Origin of the sequence: Exiguobacterium marinum DSM 16307 (assembly GCF_000620845.1) — a bacterium.
In the GTDB taxonomy this organism is placed as follows: Bacteria; Bacillota; Bacilli; order Exiguobacteriales; family Exiguobacteriaceae; genus Exiguobacterium; species Exiguobacterium marinum.
In genome coordinates this window covers 2,679,812-2,697,576 of the sequence record NZ_KK211189.1, presented here as the reverse complement: position 1 = coordinate 2,697,576, position 17,765 = coordinate 2,679,812, and the positions used below count along the sequence as shown (strand labels likewise).

Genomic DNA, 17,765 nt, shown 5'->3' with positions numbered 1-17,765 from the left:
AATCGACAACAAAAATAGATTGTTGTCGATTTTTATGAATTTAGAGCGTATATGAATGTTCTTTGAAGTTTCCAACGATCGAATCGATTTCGGACACTGTTACAAACGCCTCAGAATCAATTTCAGAAACGATTTGACGTAGTCGTGGAATTTCATTGTTTTGGACGACGACATACAACATTTTTTTAGAGTCGTTTGAATATCCGCCTGTTGCATCCATAATTGTGACCCCGCGTTTTAAGTTCTGCTTGATGACCAAATTGATTTCTTCTGCTTTTTGGCAAATGATAAAACATTGTTTCTGTGCGGAGAAGAACTTGTGAATCGTGAGCAACGTTCGTGATCTTACAAAACTTAGTACAAGAGCATACATAACGGCTTTTATATCAAAGACAATAAACACGAGAATGTAAACAATCAGGTCTTGTGTCAAAAAGATTTTAGGTAAAGATAAATTTCGATTATTCATATAGATGACTTTCCCTAAAATATCAAGGCCACCCGTGGAAGCTCCTGCAAAGAGGAGAAGTGCGAGTCCGAGACCTGAGACAATTCCGCTGAACACCGAAGCGACGAGTGGGTCGTCAAGTGGGGTTGGCGGAATAAGGATTGGCAAGCTATCAATCAGAATCGAAGAGAGCACGACGACAATTCCTGTCATTAAAATGAAGCGACGTCCTAAATATTTTAGTCCCAACAGGAAGAGGGGGATATTGAGCACGAGTTGGGTCATTCCAATTGGTGTTCCGAGCAGTTCGTTGAAAATCAATGTGATCCCGACGATTCCTCCCGAACCAATCTCGTTCGGTTTGAGCAGTAAACTGACAAAGATAGACTGAAGGATTGTCCCGGCGATGATGAACAGTACCGTTTCGAGAGCAACCCGTTTTCGAGATTTTGCATACATAAATAATGGCTAGGCCTTACGCCTCCTTTAGCTAAGTCTCATGCTAGCGTACTGCTACTCCCACATCATTTCAAGTCACAATTCGTTATGGAATCGGTCAATATCACTTGCTAATTGTTCATGCACGTAATCAATCACCTGGGCATCATCAAAAAGTCCGAGCGGAACATCGTCTGGAATCGCATCGAACGGAGAGACAAAGTAAAGAATGGCCGCAATCAGTTCTTCCTGTTTGTCTGATTGCATCTCGAATTGATTGTTGTACAGCGCGCGCAACATATTGAGCATTTGTTTCATTTGGAAGTAGAGGGTGAGCTCTTCTTCACGCTCGATATTGCTGATTTCATTTGAGGCCACGTCAATCGTCACTTTCGCGAGTGCGCGTTCACCTTGAACGAGCAAGTCACCGAGTGATTCACGATTGTGGATGTCTTCCTTTGCTTGTTTTAAAAAGTGTGTGTATGTTGTTTTCCAATCTGCCATAGTGTATTCCTCCTTCATTCTTCATCTATTAATATGCCCGTTTTTGCGCATTGGTTGCAACTTTTCCTGAAATTTAAGAAAATAAAGATAATCGAAAAGGAGGAACGATACATATGTCTATGATTTCAATGCCGACAGAGGCAGATTTTTCTCGCTATGCAGAGCTAGCGGTAAAAAAAGGTGTGAACATTCAACCGGGGCAACAATTAGAAGTACGTGCTGATATTAGCCAAGCACCACTTGTACGCCATGTGGTGAAAGCTGCTTATGCGGCAGGAGCGAAACAAGTATTCGTCAACTGGAGCGATGAGGAGACTTCAAAGATTCGTTATTTTGATGCACCGGCTGATTCGTTTAAAGAGTTTCCGGATTGGTTAAAGGCTCGTTTTGAGCAATTGGCTGAAGAAAAAACAGCCTTCTTGTCAATTGTAAGTGATGACCCGGATGCCTTGAACGGTGTCGAGTCGTCACGAATCTCCGACGCGAACCGTGCGGCAGGTCAAGCACTTGCGAAATGGCGTCAATATGTGATGAGTGACAATGTTAGTTGGTCAATCGTCGCAGGTGCGTCAGAAGCGTGGGCACAAAAAGTATTTCCAGGACGTGAGGATGCAGTCGCTGCGCTATGGCAGGCCATCTTCGCAGCAACTCGAATGGATCAAGAAGATGTCGTCGCAGCATGGGACACACACGACCAATCTCTTCGAAGTCGCGCGAAGTTGTTGACAGAGAAAAAATACGCGAAACTACATTACAGCGCACCGGGGACGGAACTCACAATCGGCCTTCCGAAAAAGCACGTCTTCCTTGGCGGTGGCGGTCCAAACGCCGATGGCATCGACTTTATCGCGAACATGCCGACAGAAGAAGTGTTCACACTCGCAGATAAAGATTCTGTGGAAGGGCATGTGTCGAGTACGAAGCCACTCAGCTACAGCGGAAACTTGATTGACGAATTTACTCTTTGGTTTGAGGGTGGTAAAGTCATCAAGGCGGAAGCGAAAAAAGGGCAAGCGGCCCTTGATGAATTGTTAAATATGGATGAGGGAGCACGTCGCATCGGTGAAGTGGCACTTGTTCCTGATGATTCTCCAATCTCGAACTCGGGTCTCCTATTCTACAACACGTTGTTCGATGAAAATGCATCGTGTCACTTGGCATTAGGTCGTGCATACTCGACATGCCTAGAAGGCGGTCCTTCGATGTCTCAAGATGAACTCGCAGAGAACGGCGCGAATGATTCGATGACACACGTTGACTTTATGATTGGGTCGGCGGAAATGAATATTGATGGTGAGCAAGAAGACGGCACGCGAGAAGCAATCATGCGTGACGGGAACTGGGTCATTTAAATGAACGGGCGAATTCCAATTTCGGAATTCGCTCTTTTTCATGTGATGTCATATAAATAACGAAGAACGTTAGGCAAGCGACGGCGCCAAGCGGATTCGTGGTGAATTGCGTCCGGCTCGACCTCGTATCGGAAGGCGATGCTTTTTTGCGCGATGGCTTCAATCAGTTTCGCATTCGTGAACAGGTAGTCGCTTGGAGTGATTGACCCGCTCTCTTCGTTTGTACCGATATCCATATACAGTTTACAAGCGATCTTAGCTTGTTTCATTTCGCGAATCAAAGGATCAAGATTTGCCCATGCTGCAGTGGAGAGCGAGCCGACTCTGCGAATGGAAGGATAGGTCGCCATCATATAAAGAGAGATGACACCACCCATTGAACTCCCCATGACACCGATATCTTCCGGATTTGTCGCGTACTCTTTATCGATTCGTGGTTTTAACTCGTGCATGAGCCAGTCTGTATAAAGACGTCCTCGACCACCAAGTGTTGGACGTGTTTTCGCGAGTTCTGGACCGATACGACGATATAACATCTCATCCTCAGCGTATGAATACTCATCATAGCGATCTAACCAATTCGGGGCACTCGCGATGGCGACGACCATGAGGGGGAGACGTAGCGTGTCGATACATCGGTCGATTTCCCAACCTTCCCCGTATGTAGCCGCGTTTCCGGAAAATACATTTTGTCCGTCATGCATATACAGGACAGGAAGCGGGGTGCTAGCTTCGACCCAGTCCGGTCGAAACACACGGACAATCCGTTTTTGTCCGGTCGCTCTCTCCGTCGGAATCGATACAGTCAAGTGTTCAATCATTATTCGTCACCTCTTTCTATTTCGTATTTTGGGGAAAAATGAGTCAAAAAACAATCACCTCGTTTGACTACCTACCGTTCGTTAGGTAGAGTGTTGTGGAAGGAGAGTGAAAGTCATGAATACAAAAGACAAGATTATGCAATCCGCTCGGAGACGGTTTGCCCGTGAGGGATATGAAGGACTGTCGCTCGCAGCGGTTGCAGAAGATGTAGGAATCCGAAAGGCCTCGTTGTATGCCCACATCGATGGGAAAGAGCAACTGTTTAAGCAAGTCGTGATGGATATGGCGAATCGGTACGAAGAGGCGTGGCAAAAAACATGCGATAACACCGTTGAACGACCACCTTTAGAACGGATTGACTCGATTGTTAGTACACTCACGTCATTCTTCAGCGATCACGAGACATGGATGTTGACGAAACGGATGTTGCTCGTACCACCTCCGGAATTTCGGGATTATATCGAGAAAGTCATTGGAAAGGTTGAAACGGAATTAAAACGTTTTGAAAAAGAACAATTCCGTCTAGCGATGGAGCGTGGGGATTTACCGGTCCAACCGCTTGAAGAGTTATATGCTGCCTACTATTGTTTTTTAGATGGCGCCTTGCTGTCTTTATTTATGTTTGAAGATGATCGGGAGATGAGGCAACAAGCCGCGTTCCGGATTTTCAAGAAAGGAGTGGGTTGGAATGAATAAGGAAAGCGTTGCTTGGATGTCACTCTTGTTTGCCGGATTGCTTGAAATCATTTGGGCTACGACGATGAAGTTATCAGAAGGATTCACAGTTCTCACTCCGACGCTATGGACGATTGCCCTCTTGATTGTCAGTTTCGGCTTATTGGCGAAAGCATTTCGAGTTCTTCCTGCAGGTACGGGCTATGCCGTCTTTACTGGAATTGGAGCAGTCGGAACGGTTATTGTCGGCGCCCTTTTATTTGACGAGGCGCTTAGTGGATGGAAACTCTTACTTGTGACGACGTTGATCATCGGAATCATCGGCTTGAAACAAGTGACAGGAGGAGAAGAAGTATGAGTTGGATATTTTTGATTAGTGCAGGGATTGCTGAGATGACGGCCGTCTTCTTTATGGGGAAATCAAAAGGCTATCAAATTTTAAAATGGTCAATCTTGTCGATTTTATCGTTTGCGCTCAGTTTTTATTTGTTGTCGAAGTCACTTGAAGTCATTCCCCTTAGTTTGGCCTATTCCATCTGGGTCGGTATCGGGGCAGCGGGTGGTGTCATTTTAGGAATGCTCTATTTAGATGAATCGACAAGTCGTTGGCGAATCTTTTATTTGACGATGATTATCGGCAGTGTGGTCGGCTTAAAAGTTGTAGCGTAATGGATTAAAACAAGCTGAAAACGGGAATTGAATAGTTCAGATTATGAGATGAAAGAAAGGGGCGGAAAACGATGCATCTTGTTGAGTTGCAATCCGAACGTTTGCGGTTTGAACCGTATACGATCTCCGATTTTTATTTTGTCAAATCGCTTCTCCAAGATCCTCGGGTGATGCGCTTCATCAGTCCGGACGGAAGACCGTATACAGATGAACAGACGATTGAATGGTTCGAACGTCAACTGGCCCGTTATGAAACTGGTCGACAAACAGGTCTATTGAAGCTCATGACGTTTGAAAACGATGAACCGATTGGTCATGCCGGTACGTTATTACATGAATTAGATGGCAAAATCGAATTAGAAGTCGGCTATTGGCTGTCACCTAAGCATTGGCATATGGGGTACGGACGAGAAGCGGCTGCGCGTTTGATGCAGTATGCTTTCACCGAAGGAGAAAAGGAAATCATTTCGCTCATTCATCCAGAAAACGTTCCATCTCAGCGTGTCGCCAAAGCGAATGGTCTTCACTGGGATCGAGACACGTTGTACAAGGACATGCTCGTATCTGTCTATGCTGGTGACTTGGAACGTCTTTGCCGACACATCAACCGTCAGCACATGTCGCGATAAAAAAATATAAAAAATATAAAAAAGTAGTTGCCAACTCAATAGTTTCTTGATATATTAATAGTGTCCTTAAGAGAGGACACGACCTGATTCTGTAGCTCAGCTGGGAGAGCGCTACCTTGACAGGGTAGAGGTCGCTGGTTCGAGCCCAGTCAGAATCACTTGGGTGCCAAACCCGATGCGAAACCCATAGGAACGTGGGTTTCCGCGATGCCACTTCTTGCGAGAAGTGGCTTTTTTTTGTGAATTGACAATGAACGAAAGCAATTGGTATATTCCTTTCAATACATAAGAGAGGGGGAATGTAAAATGGTGCTAACGGGAACCCTCGTCAATGCCGGATTAATCATCATCGGTGCATTGTTAGGTCTCTTATTTCACCGCATTCCAGAGCGTATGAAAGAAACAGTGACGACCGCGATCGGACTTGCAGTTATCTTACTTGGCATTCAAATGGGGATGAAAAGTGAAAACTTCTTGATTGTCATCGGGAGTCTTGTCGTCGGGTCTGCGCTCGGGGAATGGTGGAAATTAGATGAATTATTGAATGAAGTCGGTTATCGCCTTGAGCGGCGCCTTGGGAGTCAATCTAGTGTGGCAGAAGGATTCGTAACTGCAACGCTCATCTTTGTTATCGGAGCAATGGCCATCATTGGCGCGCTCGATAGTGGGTTACGCGGTGATCATGACGTCTTATATACAAAAGGATTGATTGATGGATTTACGGCCCTCGTGTTAAGTTCGACGCTCGGGATTGGCGTCATGTTCTCAGCTGTTCCTGTCTTGTTGTACCAAGGCGGAATTGCCCTTCTCGCTATTCAAATCATGAAGTTTATTCCAGAGTCGCTCATGGATAGCTTTATTTTAGAAATGACAGCGACCGGTGGCGTGATGATTGTGGCAATCGGCTTGAACTTGGTAGGTATCACTAAAATTCGCGTGGCCAACTTATTGCCAGGAATTTTGGTGGTCGCGATGATTGTCTCCGTCATACATATACTGTAATCAAAAAAAGACTGAATCGGAATTCAGTCTTTTTTTGTATTTGAATTGAAAGCGGAAGGGTCTTTCTGAAGAGCCTCCGCAATGATTTTATCCCAATCTGCAGCATCACATGCCGTTGTACATGTAGGCTCAATCTCACATGTTGCACATTTTCCACCCTTTGCTTTCTGCGTGTAGCGGTAAAGGGAGAAGGCGGCATATCCAAAGACAACAGATCCGATAAGTAAGTCAAAGAATGGCATGGTGTTCCTCCTTACGCAAATCCGAACAGACGACCGACTTGATAAATGACAAGCGATACCACATAGGCAACCCCTAAGCCATATAAACTGGTGAACCATGTGAGTTTGGCACTCCCGACTTCACGACGTATGACAGCGACCGTCGCTAAACAAGGTACGTATAGCAAGACGAAGGCCATGAAACTATACGCGCTGAGTGGCGTGAAGACTGGCAATAACGACTCAGATAAATCAGATTCGCTAACGGCATAGATAATCGCCATAGTGGAAACGACTACTTCCTTTGCTAAGAAGCCGGTAATGAGCGACGCGCCGGCTTGCCAAGTACCGAATCCGAGAGGAATGAGCAAAGTGGCGATTGCCCCACCAATCATAGCTAGAAAACTATCGTTCATGGGCACATCAAAACCGCCCGGGCCTGAATACGCAAGGAGCCAGATAAATACAGAGCCTCCAAAAATAAAAGTACCGGCTTTGCGAACGAATCCTTTGGCTTTTTGCCAAGTGCTGCGCCATAGAGTGAGTCCTTGGGGGACGCGGTATGGGGGTTGCTCTACGATGAATAAGCTCGTCTGATCTTCGGCAGCTAATGCTTTCGTAAATAGTTTTGCAGCAATCAAGGCGAGGAAAATGCCTAGCATATAAAGCGATAACACAACGAGAGCTTGATGAGCTGAGAAGAAACTAGCTGCAAACACAGCGTAAATCGGAAGCCGGGCCGAACATGACATGAATGGTGAGATGAAGATTGTGACGAGGCGTTCTCTCTCCTCTTCGACCGTTCGAGCTGCCATGATTCCAGGAACGTTGCAGCCAAATCCGATAATCATCGGGATAAAACTTTTTCCGTTCAGTCCGACGAGTTGCATGAAACGGTCCATCACGATGGCGACCCGCGCCATATATCCCGAGTCCTCTAAAAATGAGATGAAGAAAAAGAGGACAAAGATTTGTGGGACAAAGACTAATATCCCTCCGACACCTGCGATGACACCGTCTACGAGAAGTGCTTGAATGAATGACGAGGCACCTAAAGCATCCAATATCCAAAAGGTTCCTGATGTGATGGGGCCAGACAACAATCCGTCTAATAAATCGGAAAAGGGTGCGCCAATCCAATTAAACGTCACATGGAATAGCGCATAGAGTACCCCGAAAAAGATGGGCAGACCTAAGATAGGATGTGTCACAACCGCATCGATACGATCCGTCATCGTCACTTCTTGCATACGTTGATTTTCAATGACTTGATGTCGGATTTGTTTCGCCCAATCGCGACGACGTTCGGTGATATGGGCATGTGCAAAACGTCCGAGTGTCGCTTCGAGATCTTTACGGATGGCGACAATGTCTGGAGATGATGCTTCCAAATGGTCAACGACAATCCGGTTACCTGCTAAATATTGAATTGCAATCCATCGATCCGTTCTCGATAGACCTACCTCTCGAAGGATGCGTGCAATCGCTTCTTCGGTCTCTGGCCCATAGTTTAATTCGAACGGTTGACGTTTTTCCATTTGAATCGATGAGAGTAAGACGTCACAACCATCACCTGTTCGTGCCGTAATCGGAAACACATCTACTTGAAGAAGTGTTTTTAATTTATCGAGATGGACATGCATCCCACGGCTTTCTGCGACGTCGACCATGTTTAAACCGATTTGAAGCGGACGTCCCATCTCTAGAAGTTGCAAAGTAAGTTGTAAGTTGCGTTCTAATTGTGAGGCATCGACAATATTGATCATCCCGTCAAACGGTTCATGCAATAAAAAACGGGAAACAATCGCTTCATCTGCCGAGAGCGGATCTAAATCATAAACCCCAGGCAAATCGATTAATTGTCCGACCTTCCCATGTAACTGACCGATTTTTTGTTCGATTGTAACCCCGGCCCAGTTGCCGACATGTGCGAATGAACCTGTTAATCGATTAAACAATGAAGTTTTACCTGTATTTGGATTGCCAATCAATGCGATACGTTGACTCATGGTACAATCACCCCGATTTTTTCGGCATCTGATCTTCGGATGGCGATAATTTGTTGATGATCGACTTGTTCAATGGTTAGCGGTCCTGAAAAAATAGCTCTGCGCTTCACACGTACCGAGCATCCCTCATAAAAACCAAGAGAAATCATTCGCCGGCGCAAGCGATCATCAATTTTAGTCAAATCAGATAGAATGACGGTTTGATTCAACGCGACATGTCGTAATAGACTCATAAGTAACCTTCCCTATCTTTTGATAACGATTCTCATTCGTTATCTTATCATGTTCAAGGTGAAAGTGAAATATTGTTCATGTAAAAAGTTATATTTTATAAATAATAAGATCGAATGAACATAAAAAAGCGTAAACGAGTATCGTTTACGCTTCTTCAATCGTTTCATGATTTTCTTTGGCGCTCTCACGCAAAGCTGACGACATGACGTCGGCAAGGTCACGTTTGCGAAGTACACCGACACCTCGATCGGTCGGTCCGCCTGGGGCAGCCACGTCGGCAATCAATTCATTTGTCTCACGTGTTTCGTGTGACAGTAACTCTGCAGAACCTTTCATCGCCTGAGCGACAATTTGTCGCGCCGTCTGTTCATCGTATCCGACATCCGTCAAGACAGGGGTCATCGCACCGACGATTTCATAGAAGAAGGCTGGACTACAACCTGCAGCGGCCATAAAGGCGGACATCGTCTTCGCATCGGTGACGGCCGTTCGACCGACACGTTCAAAGAGAGAAGTCGCTTGATCGCGGTCGGTATCATCCGTTTCTGGACCAAACCATAGTCCCGTCATCCCGCTGCGATACGCGACAGGTGTGTTTGGCATCGCGCATACGGCAGGAAGCCCTGAAGCTTCTTCTAATTGGCTCGGTTCGATGTGTGCCGCGACCGAGACGAGTAGTGGGGTCTTCCATTCTTTCGATTCTACGTACGGAATGACGCCATCTGGTTGCATCGCTAATACAACGATGTCATAGTCGTTGACGTTTTCGTCCTCGACGATTTGAACACCGAGTTCATCTTGTAGGAAGTGCAAACGTTCCCGGTCACTTCGGTTTGTCATTGTGATGTGTGTCGGTTCGACTCCCGATTCGATCCACCCGCGAACGAGCGCCTCACTCATCGATCCTGCACCGACCATTAATAATTGATTCATGATTCGTCACCTCTTCTTTTCGATTCGGTCAATAGTTATGTTGACTATCATAACAAACTTGCTCTCGAATATCGCCTATCTCGCTCATTTGTAAGGAGATGGAAAACAATCTGACACATGAAGCGATGAACATGACAAACGATTCAAATCGCGCTATGATGGCACTAATTCAAAAGAGTGAGGCGAAATCACGTGAAACGTGTACTAGTTAAAGGAATTCAAGGATACCAGCGTTTTATCTCACCGTTGAAGCCACCGACATGTCGATTTTATCCGAGCTGTTCGCATTACGGAATTGAAGCGATTGAAAAACATGGGGCTGTCAAAGGGAGCTACTTAACAGCACGCCGACTCATCCGATGTCAACCGTTTCATCCGGGTGGGCTTGATTATGTACCGGATACATTTGATTGGAAAGCACCTTTGCAACGAGAGAAACCAGAATCACAGCGAGACGATTAAGTTCGTCTCGCTGTTATATATACAGGGATGTTGTTTATCCGTTGTTTTATCACAATACTTTTGCATTGTTCTAAGTATTCTGAAAAAATAGAAGTGTACACTATTTTTCGGGGAAGGGGATACAGTATGATGGAGCAATCATTTAGTGATTGGGTGAGTACAGCATCCAATTTCGTATGGGGACCACCGCTCTTGATCTTGCTTGTGGGGACAGGCATATACTTGACGGTGCGTTTAGGTGGGATTCAAATCACTAAGTTACCGTATGCATTGAAACTGGCGTTTTCGAAAAATCAAGATCAATCTTCTAAAGGGGATATCAGTCACTTCCAAGCACTCATGACCGCTCTTGCGGCGACCGTCGGTACGGGGAATATCGTTGGTGTCTCGACAGCAGTCGTGTTAGGAGGACCGGGCGCCATTGTTTGGATGTGGGTATCTGGATTCTTTGGAATGGCGACAAAGTACGCAGAAGCAGTACTTGCCGTCAAATACAGGGTGACCGATGAACGCGGTCAGATGGCCGGTGGGCCGATGTATTATCTTGAACGAGGATTGAATCAACGTTGGTTAGCGGTGGCGTTTGCAGCATTCGCTTCGATTGCGGCGTTCGGGATTGGAAACGGGGTCCAGACGAACTCGGTTGCGTTGGCACTAAAAACAACATTCGATGTACCACTCTACATATCAGGAATTCTCATTATGATTTTTACAGGTGCGGTCATTCTCGGGGGCGTACGTTCAATCGGGAAAGTTGTGAGTTATTTTGTTCCTGTCATGATTGTATTTTACTTAGGCAGCGGCTTATTGATCATGTTCATGAACTACTCGCTTATTCCGGATGCGCTCGCACTCATTTTTAGCAGTACGTTCAGTGCGGAAGCAATCGGTGGGGGAGCTATCGGGGCGGCCATTCGATATGGTGTCGCGCGTGGTGTCTTCTCGAACGAAGCGGGTCTTGGTTCTGCTCCGATCGCAGCGGCTGCGGCGAAGACGGATATGCCGGGTCGTCAGGCGCTCGTCTCAATGACGCAAGTCTTCTTAGACACGCTTGTTGTCTGTTCGGTGACCGGTTTGACGCTCGTCATGGGTGGGCAAATCGGGACAGGACTTGAAGGGGTCGAATTGACTTCCGCTACATTTGAATTGTTCCTCGGTCCGGCGGGTGGCTACATTGTCACGATCGGACTCGTCTTATTCGCCTATTCGACCGTGCTCGGTTGGTCGTATTACGGAGAACGTTCCATCCACTACTTGTTTGGGCAAAAGTCGATTCTTCCATATCGGATTGCTTTCGTCCTCGTCGCCGGACTCGGTGCGATGACGACCAACTTGAACTTGGTATGGGCGTTATCCGACGTCTTTAACGGCTTGATGGCCATCCCGAACTTAATTGGTCTCTTGTTCTTGTCGGGCGTCGTCATCGCCGAGACGAAGCGATTTAATCAACAGCTTGAGATTGAAAATCGAAAAGTATCCTAAACATATAGACGCCATCCTCACGAATCAGAGGGTGGCGTCTTTTGTTTTGCTTCCAATTCATCGAGTCGTGCTTTTTGTAAATGGTCAAACACTTTTGTGATAAAGCCGACCATAATACCGACCCCGGTTAATACATATCCGATTGTGAATATTTTTCCGATGTCGGTCTGAGGTGCGAAATCACCATATCCGATGGTTGTCAGGGTGATGACACTGAAGTAAAGTGCATCCAACCAACGCATCGCCTCGAATCGGGTGTAAAAAAGTGTACCAGATAGGACTGTGAGGAAGGCGAGACTGAACAGGACCTGAAACTCAGGATCGCGAAGCCCGCGCCAAATTCCGCGAACGATTCGTCGTAGTGTCAGTAAGAATGGTAACATGTCACTCGCTCCTTTCGATATTAGGTTTGTTCGCTAACAACACGGGAACATCCTCTATAGTTCGAAAAAAGAGAAAGGGTGAGTTGAATGGGGAAAGTCATACCGAAACAAGAAGGAATCGACCACAGTGTCGATTTTTTACGAGAGGGGTATTTGTTCGTCGCCAATCGACGCAAAAGTTTTCAATCAGACATCTTTGAGACTCGTTTACTCGGGGAACGTGTGATTTGTGTTGGGGGTGAAGAGGCTGCAGAGGTGTTTTATGATGCCAACAAATTTATGCGTCAAGACGCGGCGCCGAAACGTCTCCTTAAAACGTTATTTGGGGAAGATGGTGTCCAAACATTAGATGGAGCGGCGCATACGCATCGAAAACACATGTTCATGTCACTGATGACGAAAGAGAATATTGATCGATTGCTCCGATTGACGCATCGCGAGTGGAAACAAATCGAACAAAACGAAGAGGAAGTCGTCTTATATGATGTGTCTCAACAGGTGTTGATGAAGGCAGTATGTGAGTGGGCTGGGGTTCCGCTTGCGCCAGAAGAAGTAGTAAGACGAACAGACGAGATGAGATTATTATTCGAATCCGGCACGTCCCTTGGGCCAACCTATTTGCAAGGGCGCAAAGCGAGGGCTTCGGCTGAATCTTGGATTCGTCAAATGGTAAAAGAAGTACGGACGAACCGATTACTGCCGAACGAACAGACGGCACTTTATGAGTTTTCATGGCATCGAGACGAGTCAGGCGAATTGTTGCCTGAAGAAGTCGTGGCTGTTGAAGTGTTAAATATTCTACGCCCGACTGTCGCAATCTCTGTCTATATTCTCTTTACTGTCCTGGCATTACATCAGTTCCCGAACGAGACGGAACAAGTGAGGCAAGGTATGCTTACAAAAACCGAGTTCGTCCAAGAAGTGAGACGGTTCTATCCATTCTTCCCTGTAGCGGCAGCTCGTGTCAAATCGGACTTTGAATGGAACGGATATACGTTTTCCGAAGGCACGCTCACGCTATTAGACTTGTATGGAACGAACCATGACTCATCCATTTGGACAGAGCCTGATCGGTTTGATCCCTCTCGCTTTAAGGGCTGGAAAGAGAGTCCGTTCAACTTTATCCCACAAGGTGGGGGAGATGTGGACTTTGGACATCGTTGTGCTGGAGAACATGTAACGATTGCAGTACTAGAACAAGTCATCGAACTGTTTACAGAGGAGTTTTCCTACACGGTTCCTCCTCAAGACTTGAGTTATAGCTTTGTGGATATGCCGAGTCTTCCGAAAAGTAAACTGCGATTGGCCGATGTGAAACGAATCTAATTAAGAACCCGCCTGCTCTTGATCATCGAGCAGGCGGGTTTTGTCGTATAGGATTTATTTGGTTTGCAGATTCAAGCGTTTTGAAATCGGACGAATGGATACAGATGAATCAATCATCCGATTGTCTCGTTTCGGTTCATCTGTACTTTCGATTTGCCAATCCGCATCGTGAAGTTCTTTTAACCCTACCGCAATGTCGTACAAGGAATAGTTCGCGTTGCCGTTTAATTGATAGATTCCAGGACCACGTTTTGTCAAAATTTCGAATAAAGCGTCTGCTGTATCCGGTAAAAATGAGCAAGATGGATACCAATGCTCACTCGCTTGAATGACACCTCGTTGTTTCATCTCGTTTGTAAAGTAGTCCATCATATTATTCGATCCGGCCTCTTCTCCGATTTGCCATCCGAGACGGACGATTTGTGCACCTGGATTGACGCGAACAATCGCACGTTCACAATCACGCTTATACCGCCCATAGTCATCTTCCGCATCTGGTGAGGTGTCCGGTGTAATTGGTCCGGTTACATCGTCTGAAAAAATGGAGACGGTACTCGTGAACAGAAACGGAATATTTTTCTCTGCACATAATCGAGCGAGTGTCTCGGCCCATTCCACTGCACCCATACCGATATGTAAAAAATAATCAGGACGGATGCTATCGATAAATCGTCGCATCTCCTCTTCATTCGTCGTTGACACACGTTCACGGTCCCACGCAACTCCTTCAATTCCATGGCGCTGTAACGTATCGGCGACGACTGGTGCTACAGTACCGTTCATTCCAGTAATGATTGCTTTCATTTTGATTCGCCCCTTTCACTCTATATGATGCCACAAAACGAGTGTGGACAAACAATCGTTTTGTGCGGCTATGCTAGACTAGAGGGTGGAGGGATCAATCATGAATATTCGACAAGCAACGAAACAAGACAGTAAACAGATTGCACCACTCATGTATCAAGCAATTCATGAGATTGCGTACACGTTAACAGCGTCAAAAAATACAAGTGAAGTCTTGGAACGTCTTGCGGGTTGGGTGGAGCATCCGAAAAATCGCTTGAGTCACAAAAATATTTGGGTGGTCGATGTGGAAGGTGAAGTGGCCGGGATAATCATTTCGTACCGTGGAGACGAAGCAGAGGAGCTAGATCGTCCGATTCGAGAATGGTTGAAGGCACGTGGAAGTGAGGAAGAGTTGGACGTTGAAACGGAAGGGCACGTTCAGTACATCGACTCACTCGCTGTCGCAGAGGCGTTTGGAGGACAAGGAATTGGGACGAAGTTAATCGAACATATTTGTACAGTCGCGGAAGAGCATCGTGTTCCAGCAGTCACATTGAATGTGGACCAAGAAAATGTTGCGGCGCATCGCTTATATACACGTCTCGGATTCCAAAAAGAAAAAGAAATCAATATTTCCGGGGCGAAATTTGACTATATGAAAAAAGAAATCAACTCGCCTCCTTTCTCAGTCTAAAAGCGGATGCGTAAACCGTTCTTCTCGACTATACTAAGTGCTTGAGGAAAGATATACGCAAAGGAGATACGTTATGGAGTGGAAAAATATTTGGCGAGGGATGGCCATGGGAACAAGTGATTTGATTCCAGGTGTCAGTGGCGGCACCATCGCAGTCATTTTAGGTATCTACGATCAACTCATCGAAGCAATCAGCGGCGTGTTTAGCCGATATTGGAAGAAATATATCGGGTTCTTAATTCCGTTGGCAATTGGAATGGGGACAGCCATTATCGTCCTAAGTCGAATCATCGAATACTTATTACTTGAGTATTATGCACCGACACAGTTTTTCTTTATCGGACTGATTTTAGGGATTATTCCATTGTTATTCATGGAATTCAAATCGCGCGCATCGATTCGCCCGATTCATGTCATCGCAATGACGTTGGCAATGTTACTCGTGGCTTGTATGGCATTTCTTAATCCGGTTGATTCATCAATCATTACCGACATGACGTTCGGGACAGTGCTTCTATTATTCTTATCTGGGTGGTTAGGCAGTATGGCTATGCTACTTCCCGGTATTAGTGGTTCATTCGTTTTGTTGCTGATTGGGGTGTATCCAACGGTTATCAGTGCCATTTCAAACTTTAACCTGTTGATTATCGGGATTGTTGGTGCAGGAGTGGCAGTCGGCTTTATTGTGAGTAGTAAAGTCATCCGCTACTTGCTAGCGAATTTCCCTGGAATGACGTTTTCAGTCATTATCGGATTAGTGATTGGTTCGCTCGCCGTCGTGTTTCCAGGAGTTCCGGCTTCCGGTCTTATATGGGTACTCAGTATCGTCGCGTTTATCGCAGGTGTTATTGTCGTCCGATTACTCAGTAGATATTCTGCTTAAATAGTCAAGGAGTCCGGTTCATTTTCCGGACTCCTTTTTTAATAGATAAAGGGGAATAAACGTTTGCGTGACTTCGACCAAGTACGATAGGCTTGCCCAAAGTGACGAATCAGCATTCCTTCTTCGATGTGAATCCGGTATAGTAACGCAAGTGATGTTATACCCGCACCGATTAATGCGATGACCCAATGGAGAAAATATAGAGAAAATCCGAACGTGATCAGTAACAAGCCTGTATACAACGGATGACGCAAATAGCGATACGGTCCTGAGCTGACGAGCTCATCTTCAGGTCGAACGACGACGTGTCGAGTAAATTGGTGACGGAGGTGTAAAATTCCCCAATATCGTAAGGACACACCGGCTATGTAAAATGTAAGTCCAATCATTTGTTGAGTGATTGATGGAGGCGTTTCAAAAACAACAGAAGATATGATGGATAACGAAAAGACAGCAATCATCGTTGCTGCTACGAAATAAAAGCTTTTCCGCTCGACCGATCCATCTGTTGCCTCTTTCCGATTACGAAATCGCCATACTTCCACAATCCAAAAACAGGACACGATGATCAATATGAGATCCATCCATTCCATAGTACACACCCTTCCCTCTGATTCATCTTTCATTACCCGACCTTCGCATAAGAAAAACCAAATGAGCGTCACCGACTTACGAAAATAATTTGTCAAAGTGAGGAAAACGAGTTATCATCTAATGAGAATGATTATCATTTTTACGTATAGAGAGAGGAAGGGTGCGACGATGAACGAGGAAGTATTCGACGTGACGATTATCGGTGGGGGACCTGCCGGATTATATGCCGCTTTTTACAGCGGTTTACGAGGCATGAAGACGAAAATCATCGAATTTCAACCTTTTTTAGGCGGAAAAGTGCACGCGTATCCGGAAAAGATGGTCTGGGATGTAGGTGGACTCCTTCCGACAACAGGTGCGAATCTGATTGATCAGCTAGTCGAGCAAGGCCTCACATTTTCTCCAACGGTTCATCTTGGCGAGAAAGTAGAGTCGATTTCGAAACACCAAGACGGATTGTTTAGAATCGATACGACGAATGGGCATCATGTGTCGAAAACCATCATCGTTGCGACCGGAAGCGGGATTCTCAAGCCTCATAAAATCGAAGTGAGCGGAGCGGAACGATTCGAATTGTCAAATCTTCATTATACGGTCAAATCGCTTGAACGCTTCAAAGGGAAGCGTGTATTGATTTCCGGTGGAGGCAATAGTGCTGTTGATTGGGCCAATGCCCTTGAGCCGATTGCAGAACAGGTCGTACTGACGTATCGAAAAGAAGAACTCGGTGGACATGAGGCACAAGTCGAGAAGATTAAACAGAGTCGGGTTGATTGTTGCCCACAATCTAAAGTGACGGATTTGATTTCTCACGATGGGAGATCGATTCAGCAAGTATGTTTGACACATGTAGAAACAGGTAAGTCGCGTGTGATCGATGTGGATGAAGTAGTGATCAATCACGGGTACGAGCAAGATACGGAGTTGCTTCGTCACAGTGATTTACAGGTAGAAATGAAGGATGGATTTTATGTGAAAGGCAATTCAGGTAGCGAGTCATCCGTATCGGGATTATACGCCGCCGGTGACATCCTCACACATGAAGGGAAAGTACATCTTATCGCGGGAGCGTTTCAAGATGCTGCGAATGCGGTAAACCGGGCCAAAACATACATTGACCCGAATGCGACCGCAACGGCAATGGTGTCCTCTCATAACGAACGATTAAAAGAAAAGAACCGTCAACTGATAGAAGAAACCATGATGAAGCGGTAAGAGG

The 17,765-nt window shown here is 45.9% G+C and carries 22 protein-coding genes and 1 tRNA gene; 13 read left to right on the top strand and 10 right to left on the bottom strand.

Features of this window, described 5'->3' with window-relative positions:
• Positions 1–40 precede the first annotated feature (40 nt).
• Together P400_RS0114270 and P400_RS0114265 are read right to left on the bottom strand one after the other, a co-directional pair.
• Complete coding sequence (locus tag P400_RS0114270) at positions 41–907, bottom strand: YitT family protein (RefSeq protein WP_026826832.1); 867 nt, start codon at positions 905–907, stop codon at positions 41–43.
• A 75-nt stretch (positions 908–982) separates the two neighbouring features.
• Positions 983–1,390 (bottom strand): YkvA family protein, encoded by a 408-nt coding sequence (locus P400_RS0114265; protein WP_026826831.1) that lies wholly within the window; start codon positions 1,388–1,390, stop codon positions 983–985.
• 113 nt (positions 1,391–1,503) lie between these two features.
• Between P400_RS0114265 and P400_RS0114260 the strand changes: the two genes are divergently transcribed.
• On the top strand, positions 1,504–2,742 hold the full coding sequence (locus P400_RS0114260; protein ID WP_200868287.1) for an aminopeptidase: 1,239 nt from the start codon (positions 1,504–1,506) through the stop codon (positions 2,740–2,742).
• 38 nt (positions 2,743–2,780) lie between these two features.
• On the opposite strand, the gene P400_RS0114255 is transcribed toward P400_RS0114260, so the two are convergent.
• On the bottom strand, positions 2,781–3,563 hold the full coding sequence (locus P400_RS0114255) for an alpha/beta hydrolase (protein ID WP_026826829.1): 783 nt from the start codon (positions 3,561–3,563) through the stop codon (positions 2,781–2,783).
• A 115-nt stretch (positions 3,564–3,678) separates the two neighbouring features.
• On the opposite strand from P400_RS0114255, the gene P400_RS0114250 reads away from it, so the two are divergent.
• The 6 genes from P400_RS0114250 to P400_RS0114225 all read left to right on the top strand — a co-directional run bounded on the left by P400_RS0114250 (position 3,679) and on the right by P400_RS0114225 (position 6,539).
• On the top strand, positions 3,679–4,260 hold the full coding sequence (locus tag P400_RS0114250; RefSeq protein ID WP_026826828.1) for a TetR/AcrR family transcriptional regulator: 582 nt from the start codon (positions 3,679–3,681) through the stop codon (positions 4,258–4,260).
• Positions 4,253–4,597: a DMT family transporter gene (locus P400_RS0114245; protein ID WP_026826827.1), complete on the top strand. Its 345-nt coding sequence runs from the start codon at positions 4,253–4,255 to the stop codon at positions 4,595–4,597. The genes P400_RS0114250 and P400_RS0114245 overlap by 8 nt, the downstream gene beginning before the upstream one ends.
• Complete coding sequence (locus P400_RS0114240) at positions 4,594–4,908, top strand: DMT family transporter (RefSeq protein WP_026826826.1); 315 nt, start codon at positions 4,594–4,596, stop codon at positions 4,906–4,908. Before P400_RS0114245 ends, P400_RS0114240 begins: the two co-directional genes overlap by 4 nt.
• Positions 4,909–4,979: 71 nt before the next feature.
• Positions 4,980–5,537 carry a GNAT family N-acetyltransferase gene (locus P400_RS0114235; RefSeq protein ID WP_084483617.1) on the top strand — a complete coding sequence of 186 codons (558 nt, stop codon included), beginning with the start codon at positions 4,980–4,982 and terminating at the stop codon, positions 5,535–5,537.
• An 85-nt stretch (positions 5,538–5,622) separates the two neighbouring features.
• Positions 5,623–5,695: transfer RNA gene (locus tag P400_RS0114230), tRNA-Val, on the top strand.
• A 148-nt stretch (positions 5,696–5,843) separates the two neighbouring features.
• Positions 5,844–6,539 carry a DUF554 domain-containing protein gene (locus P400_RS0114225; protein WP_026826824.1) on the top strand — a complete coding sequence of 232 codons (696 nt, stop codon included), beginning with the start codon at positions 5,844–5,846 and terminating at the stop codon, positions 6,537–6,539.
• Between the two features lie 23 nt (positions 6,540–6,562).
• On the opposite strand, the gene P400_RS0114220 is transcribed toward P400_RS0114225, so the two are convergent.
• From P400_RS0114220 to P400_RS0114205, 4 genes are all read right to left on the bottom strand, one after another.
• Positions 6,563–6,781: a FeoB-associated Cys-rich membrane protein gene (locus P400_RS0114220; protein WP_026826823.1), complete on the bottom strand. Its 219-nt coding sequence runs from the start codon at positions 6,779–6,781 to the stop codon at positions 6,563–6,565.
• Positions 6,782–6,792: 11 nt separating this feature from the next.
• A complete protein-coding gene (feoB, locus tag P400_RS0114215) occupies positions 6,793–8,769 on the bottom strand; it encodes a ferrous iron transport protein B (RefSeq protein ID WP_026826822.1) in 1,977 nt (658 codons plus the stop codon).
• Positions 8,766–9,002 carry a FeoA family protein gene (locus tag P400_RS0114210; RefSeq protein WP_034771241.1) on the bottom strand — a complete coding sequence of 79 codons (237 nt, stop codon included), beginning with the start codon at positions 9,000–9,002 and terminating at the stop codon, positions 8,766–8,768. The genes feoB and P400_RS0114210 overlap by 4 nt, the downstream gene beginning before the upstream one ends.
• Before the next feature lie 145 nt (positions 9,003–9,147).
• The gene (locus P400_RS0114205; protein ID WP_034771239.1) at positions 9,148–9,936 is read right to left on the bottom strand and encodes a pyrroline-5-carboxylate reductase family protein; all 789 of its coding nucleotides are present in this window, start codon (positions 9,934–9,936) and stop codon (positions 9,148–9,150) included.
• A gap of 192 nt (positions 9,937–10,128) precedes the next feature.
• Between P400_RS0114205 and yidD the strand changes: the two genes are divergently transcribed.
• Together yidD and P400_RS0114195 are read left to right on the top strand one after the other, a co-directional pair.
• A complete protein-coding gene (gene yidD / locus P400_RS0114200) occupies positions 10,129–10,398 on the top strand; it encodes a membrane protein insertion efficiency factor YidD (RefSeq protein WP_015880777.1) in 270 nt (89 codons plus the stop codon).
• A gap of 129 nt (positions 10,399–10,527) precedes the next feature.
• Positions 10,528–11,880: an alanine/glycine:cation symporter family protein gene (locus P400_RS0114195; RefSeq protein WP_026826819.1), complete on the top strand. Its 1,353-nt coding sequence runs from the start codon at positions 10,528–10,530 to the stop codon at positions 11,878–11,880.
• A gap of 17 nt (positions 11,881–11,897) precedes the next feature.
• Here the strand turns inward: P400_RS0114195 and P400_RS0114190 are convergent, their stop codons facing one another.
• Positions 11,898–12,263: a potassium channel family protein gene (locus P400_RS0114190; RefSeq protein ID WP_015880779.1), complete on the bottom strand. Its 366-nt coding sequence runs from the start codon at positions 12,261–12,263 to the stop codon at positions 11,898–11,900.
• 87 nt (positions 12,264–12,350) lie between these two features.
• Here P400_RS0114190 and P400_RS0114185 point away from each other — a divergent pair, with 87 nt between their 5' ends.
• Entirely contained in the window at positions 12,351–13,589 is a 1,239-nt protein-coding gene (locus P400_RS0114185) for a cytochrome P450 (RefSeq protein WP_026826818.1), read from the top strand.
• 54 nt (positions 13,590–13,643) lie between these two features.
• On the opposite strand, the gene P400_RS0114180 is transcribed toward P400_RS0114185, so the two are convergent.
• Positions 13,644–14,393 carry a sugar nucleotide-binding protein gene (locus P400_RS0114180; protein WP_026826817.1) on the bottom strand — a complete coding sequence of 250 codons (750 nt, stop codon included), beginning with the start codon at positions 14,391–14,393 and terminating at the stop codon, positions 13,644–13,646.
• A 100-nt stretch (positions 14,394–14,493) separates the two neighbouring features.
• On the opposite strand from P400_RS0114180, the gene P400_RS0114175 reads away from it, so the two are divergent.
• The gene (locus tag P400_RS0114175; RefSeq protein ID WP_026826816.1) at positions 14,494–15,069 is read left to right on the top strand and encodes a GNAT family N-acetyltransferase; all 576 of its coding nucleotides are present in this window, start codon (positions 14,494–14,496) and stop codon (positions 15,067–15,069) included.
• Positions 15,070–15,142: 73 nt separating this feature from the next.
• Entirely contained in the window at positions 15,143–15,952 is an 810-nt protein-coding gene (locus P400_RS0114170; protein WP_026826815.1) for a DUF368 domain-containing protein, read from the top strand.
• A gap of 38 nt (positions 15,953–15,990) precedes the next feature.
• Here the strand turns inward: P400_RS0114170 and P400_RS0114165 are convergent, their stop codons facing one another.
• Positions 15,991–16,545, bottom strand: a complete 555-nt coding sequence (locus tag P400_RS0114165) for a methyltransferase family protein (protein WP_026826814.1) — start codon at positions 16,543–16,545, stop codon at positions 15,991–15,993.
• Between the two features lie 169 nt (positions 16,546–16,714).
• On the opposite strand from P400_RS0114165, the gene P400_RS0114160 reads away from it, so the two are divergent.
• The gene (locus P400_RS0114160; protein WP_026826813.1) at positions 16,715–17,761 is read left to right on the top strand and encodes an NAD(P)/FAD-dependent oxidoreductase; all 1,047 of its coding nucleotides are present in this window, start codon (positions 16,715–16,717) and stop codon (positions 17,759–17,761) included.
• Positions 17,762–17,765 lie beyond the last annotated feature (4 nt).

Coding starts and splice junctions, on each gene's coding strand:
- P400_RS0114270 (WP_026826832.1), bottom strand. CDS start 907: ATGTATGCAAAATCTCGAAAACGGGTTGCTCTCGAAACGGTACTGTTC.
- P400_RS0114265 (WP_026826831.1), bottom strand. CDS start 1,390: ATGGCAGATTGGAAAACAACATACACACACTTTTTAAAACAAGCAAAG.
- P400_RS0114260 (WP_200868287.1), top strand. CDS start 1,504: ATGTCTATGATTTCAATGCCGACAGAGGCAGATTTTTCTCGCTATGCA.
- P400_RS0114255 (WP_026826829.1), bottom strand. CDS start 3,563: ATGATTGAACACTTGACTGTATCGATTCCGACGGAGAGAGCGACCGGA.
- P400_RS0114250 (WP_026826828.1), top strand. CDS start 3,679: ATGAATACAAAAGACAAGATTATGCAATCCGCTCGGAGACGGTTTGCC.
- P400_RS0114245 (WP_026826827.1), top strand. CDS start 4,253: ATGAATAAGGAAAGCGTTGCTTGGATGTCACTCTTGTTTGCCGGATTG.
- P400_RS0114240 (WP_026826826.1), top strand. CDS start 4,594: ATGAGTTGGATATTTTTGATTAGTGCAGGGATTGCTGAGATGACGGCC.
- P400_RS0114235 (WP_084483617.1), top strand. CDS start 4,980: ATGCATCTTGTTGAGTTGCAATCCGAACGTTTGCGGTTTGAACCGTAT.
- P400_RS0114225 (WP_026826824.1), top strand. CDS start 5,844: ATGGTGCTAACGGGAACCCTCGTCAATGCCGGATTAATCATCATCGGT.
- P400_RS0114220 (WP_026826823.1), bottom strand. CDS start 6,781: ATGCCATTCTTTGACTTACTTATCGGATCTGTTGTCTTTGGATATGCC.
- feoB (WP_026826822.1), bottom strand. CDS start 8,769: ATGAGTCAACGTATCGCATTGATTGGCAATCCAAATACAGGTAAAACT.
- P400_RS0114210 (WP_034771241.1), bottom strand. CDS start 9,002: ATGAGTCTATTACGACATGTCGCGTTGAATCAAACCGTCATTCTATCT.
- P400_RS0114205 (WP_034771239.1), bottom strand. CDS start 9,936: ATGAATCAATTATTAATGGTCGGTGCAGGATCGATGAGTGAGGCGCTC.
- P400_RS0114195 (WP_026826819.1), top strand. CDS start 10,528: ATGGAGCAATCATTTAGTGATTGGGTGAGTACAGCATCCAATTTCGTA.
- P400_RS0114190 (WP_015880779.1), bottom strand. CDS start 12,263: ATGTTACCATTCTTACTGACACTACGACGAATCGTTCGCGGAATTTGG.
- P400_RS0114185 (WP_026826818.1), top strand. CDS start 12,351: ATGGGGAAAGTCATACCGAAACAAGAAGGAATCGACCACAGTGTCGAT.
- P400_RS0114180 (WP_026826817.1), bottom strand. CDS start 14,393: ATGAAAGCAATCATTACTGGAATGAACGGTACTGTAGCACCAGTCGTC.
- P400_RS0114175 (WP_026826816.1), top strand. CDS start 14,494: ATGAATATTCGACAAGCAACGAAACAAGACAGTAAACAGATTGCACCA.
- P400_RS0114170 (WP_026826815.1), top strand. CDS start 15,143: ATGGAGTGGAAAAATATTTGGCGAGGGATGGCCATGGGAACAAGTGAT.
- P400_RS0114165 (WP_026826814.1), bottom strand. CDS start 16,545: ATGGAATGGATGGATCTCATATTGATCATCGTGTCCTGTTTTTGGATT.
- P400_RS0114160 (WP_026826813.1), top strand. CDS start 16,715: ATGAACGAGGAAGTATTCGACGTGACGATTATCGGTGGGGGACCTGCC.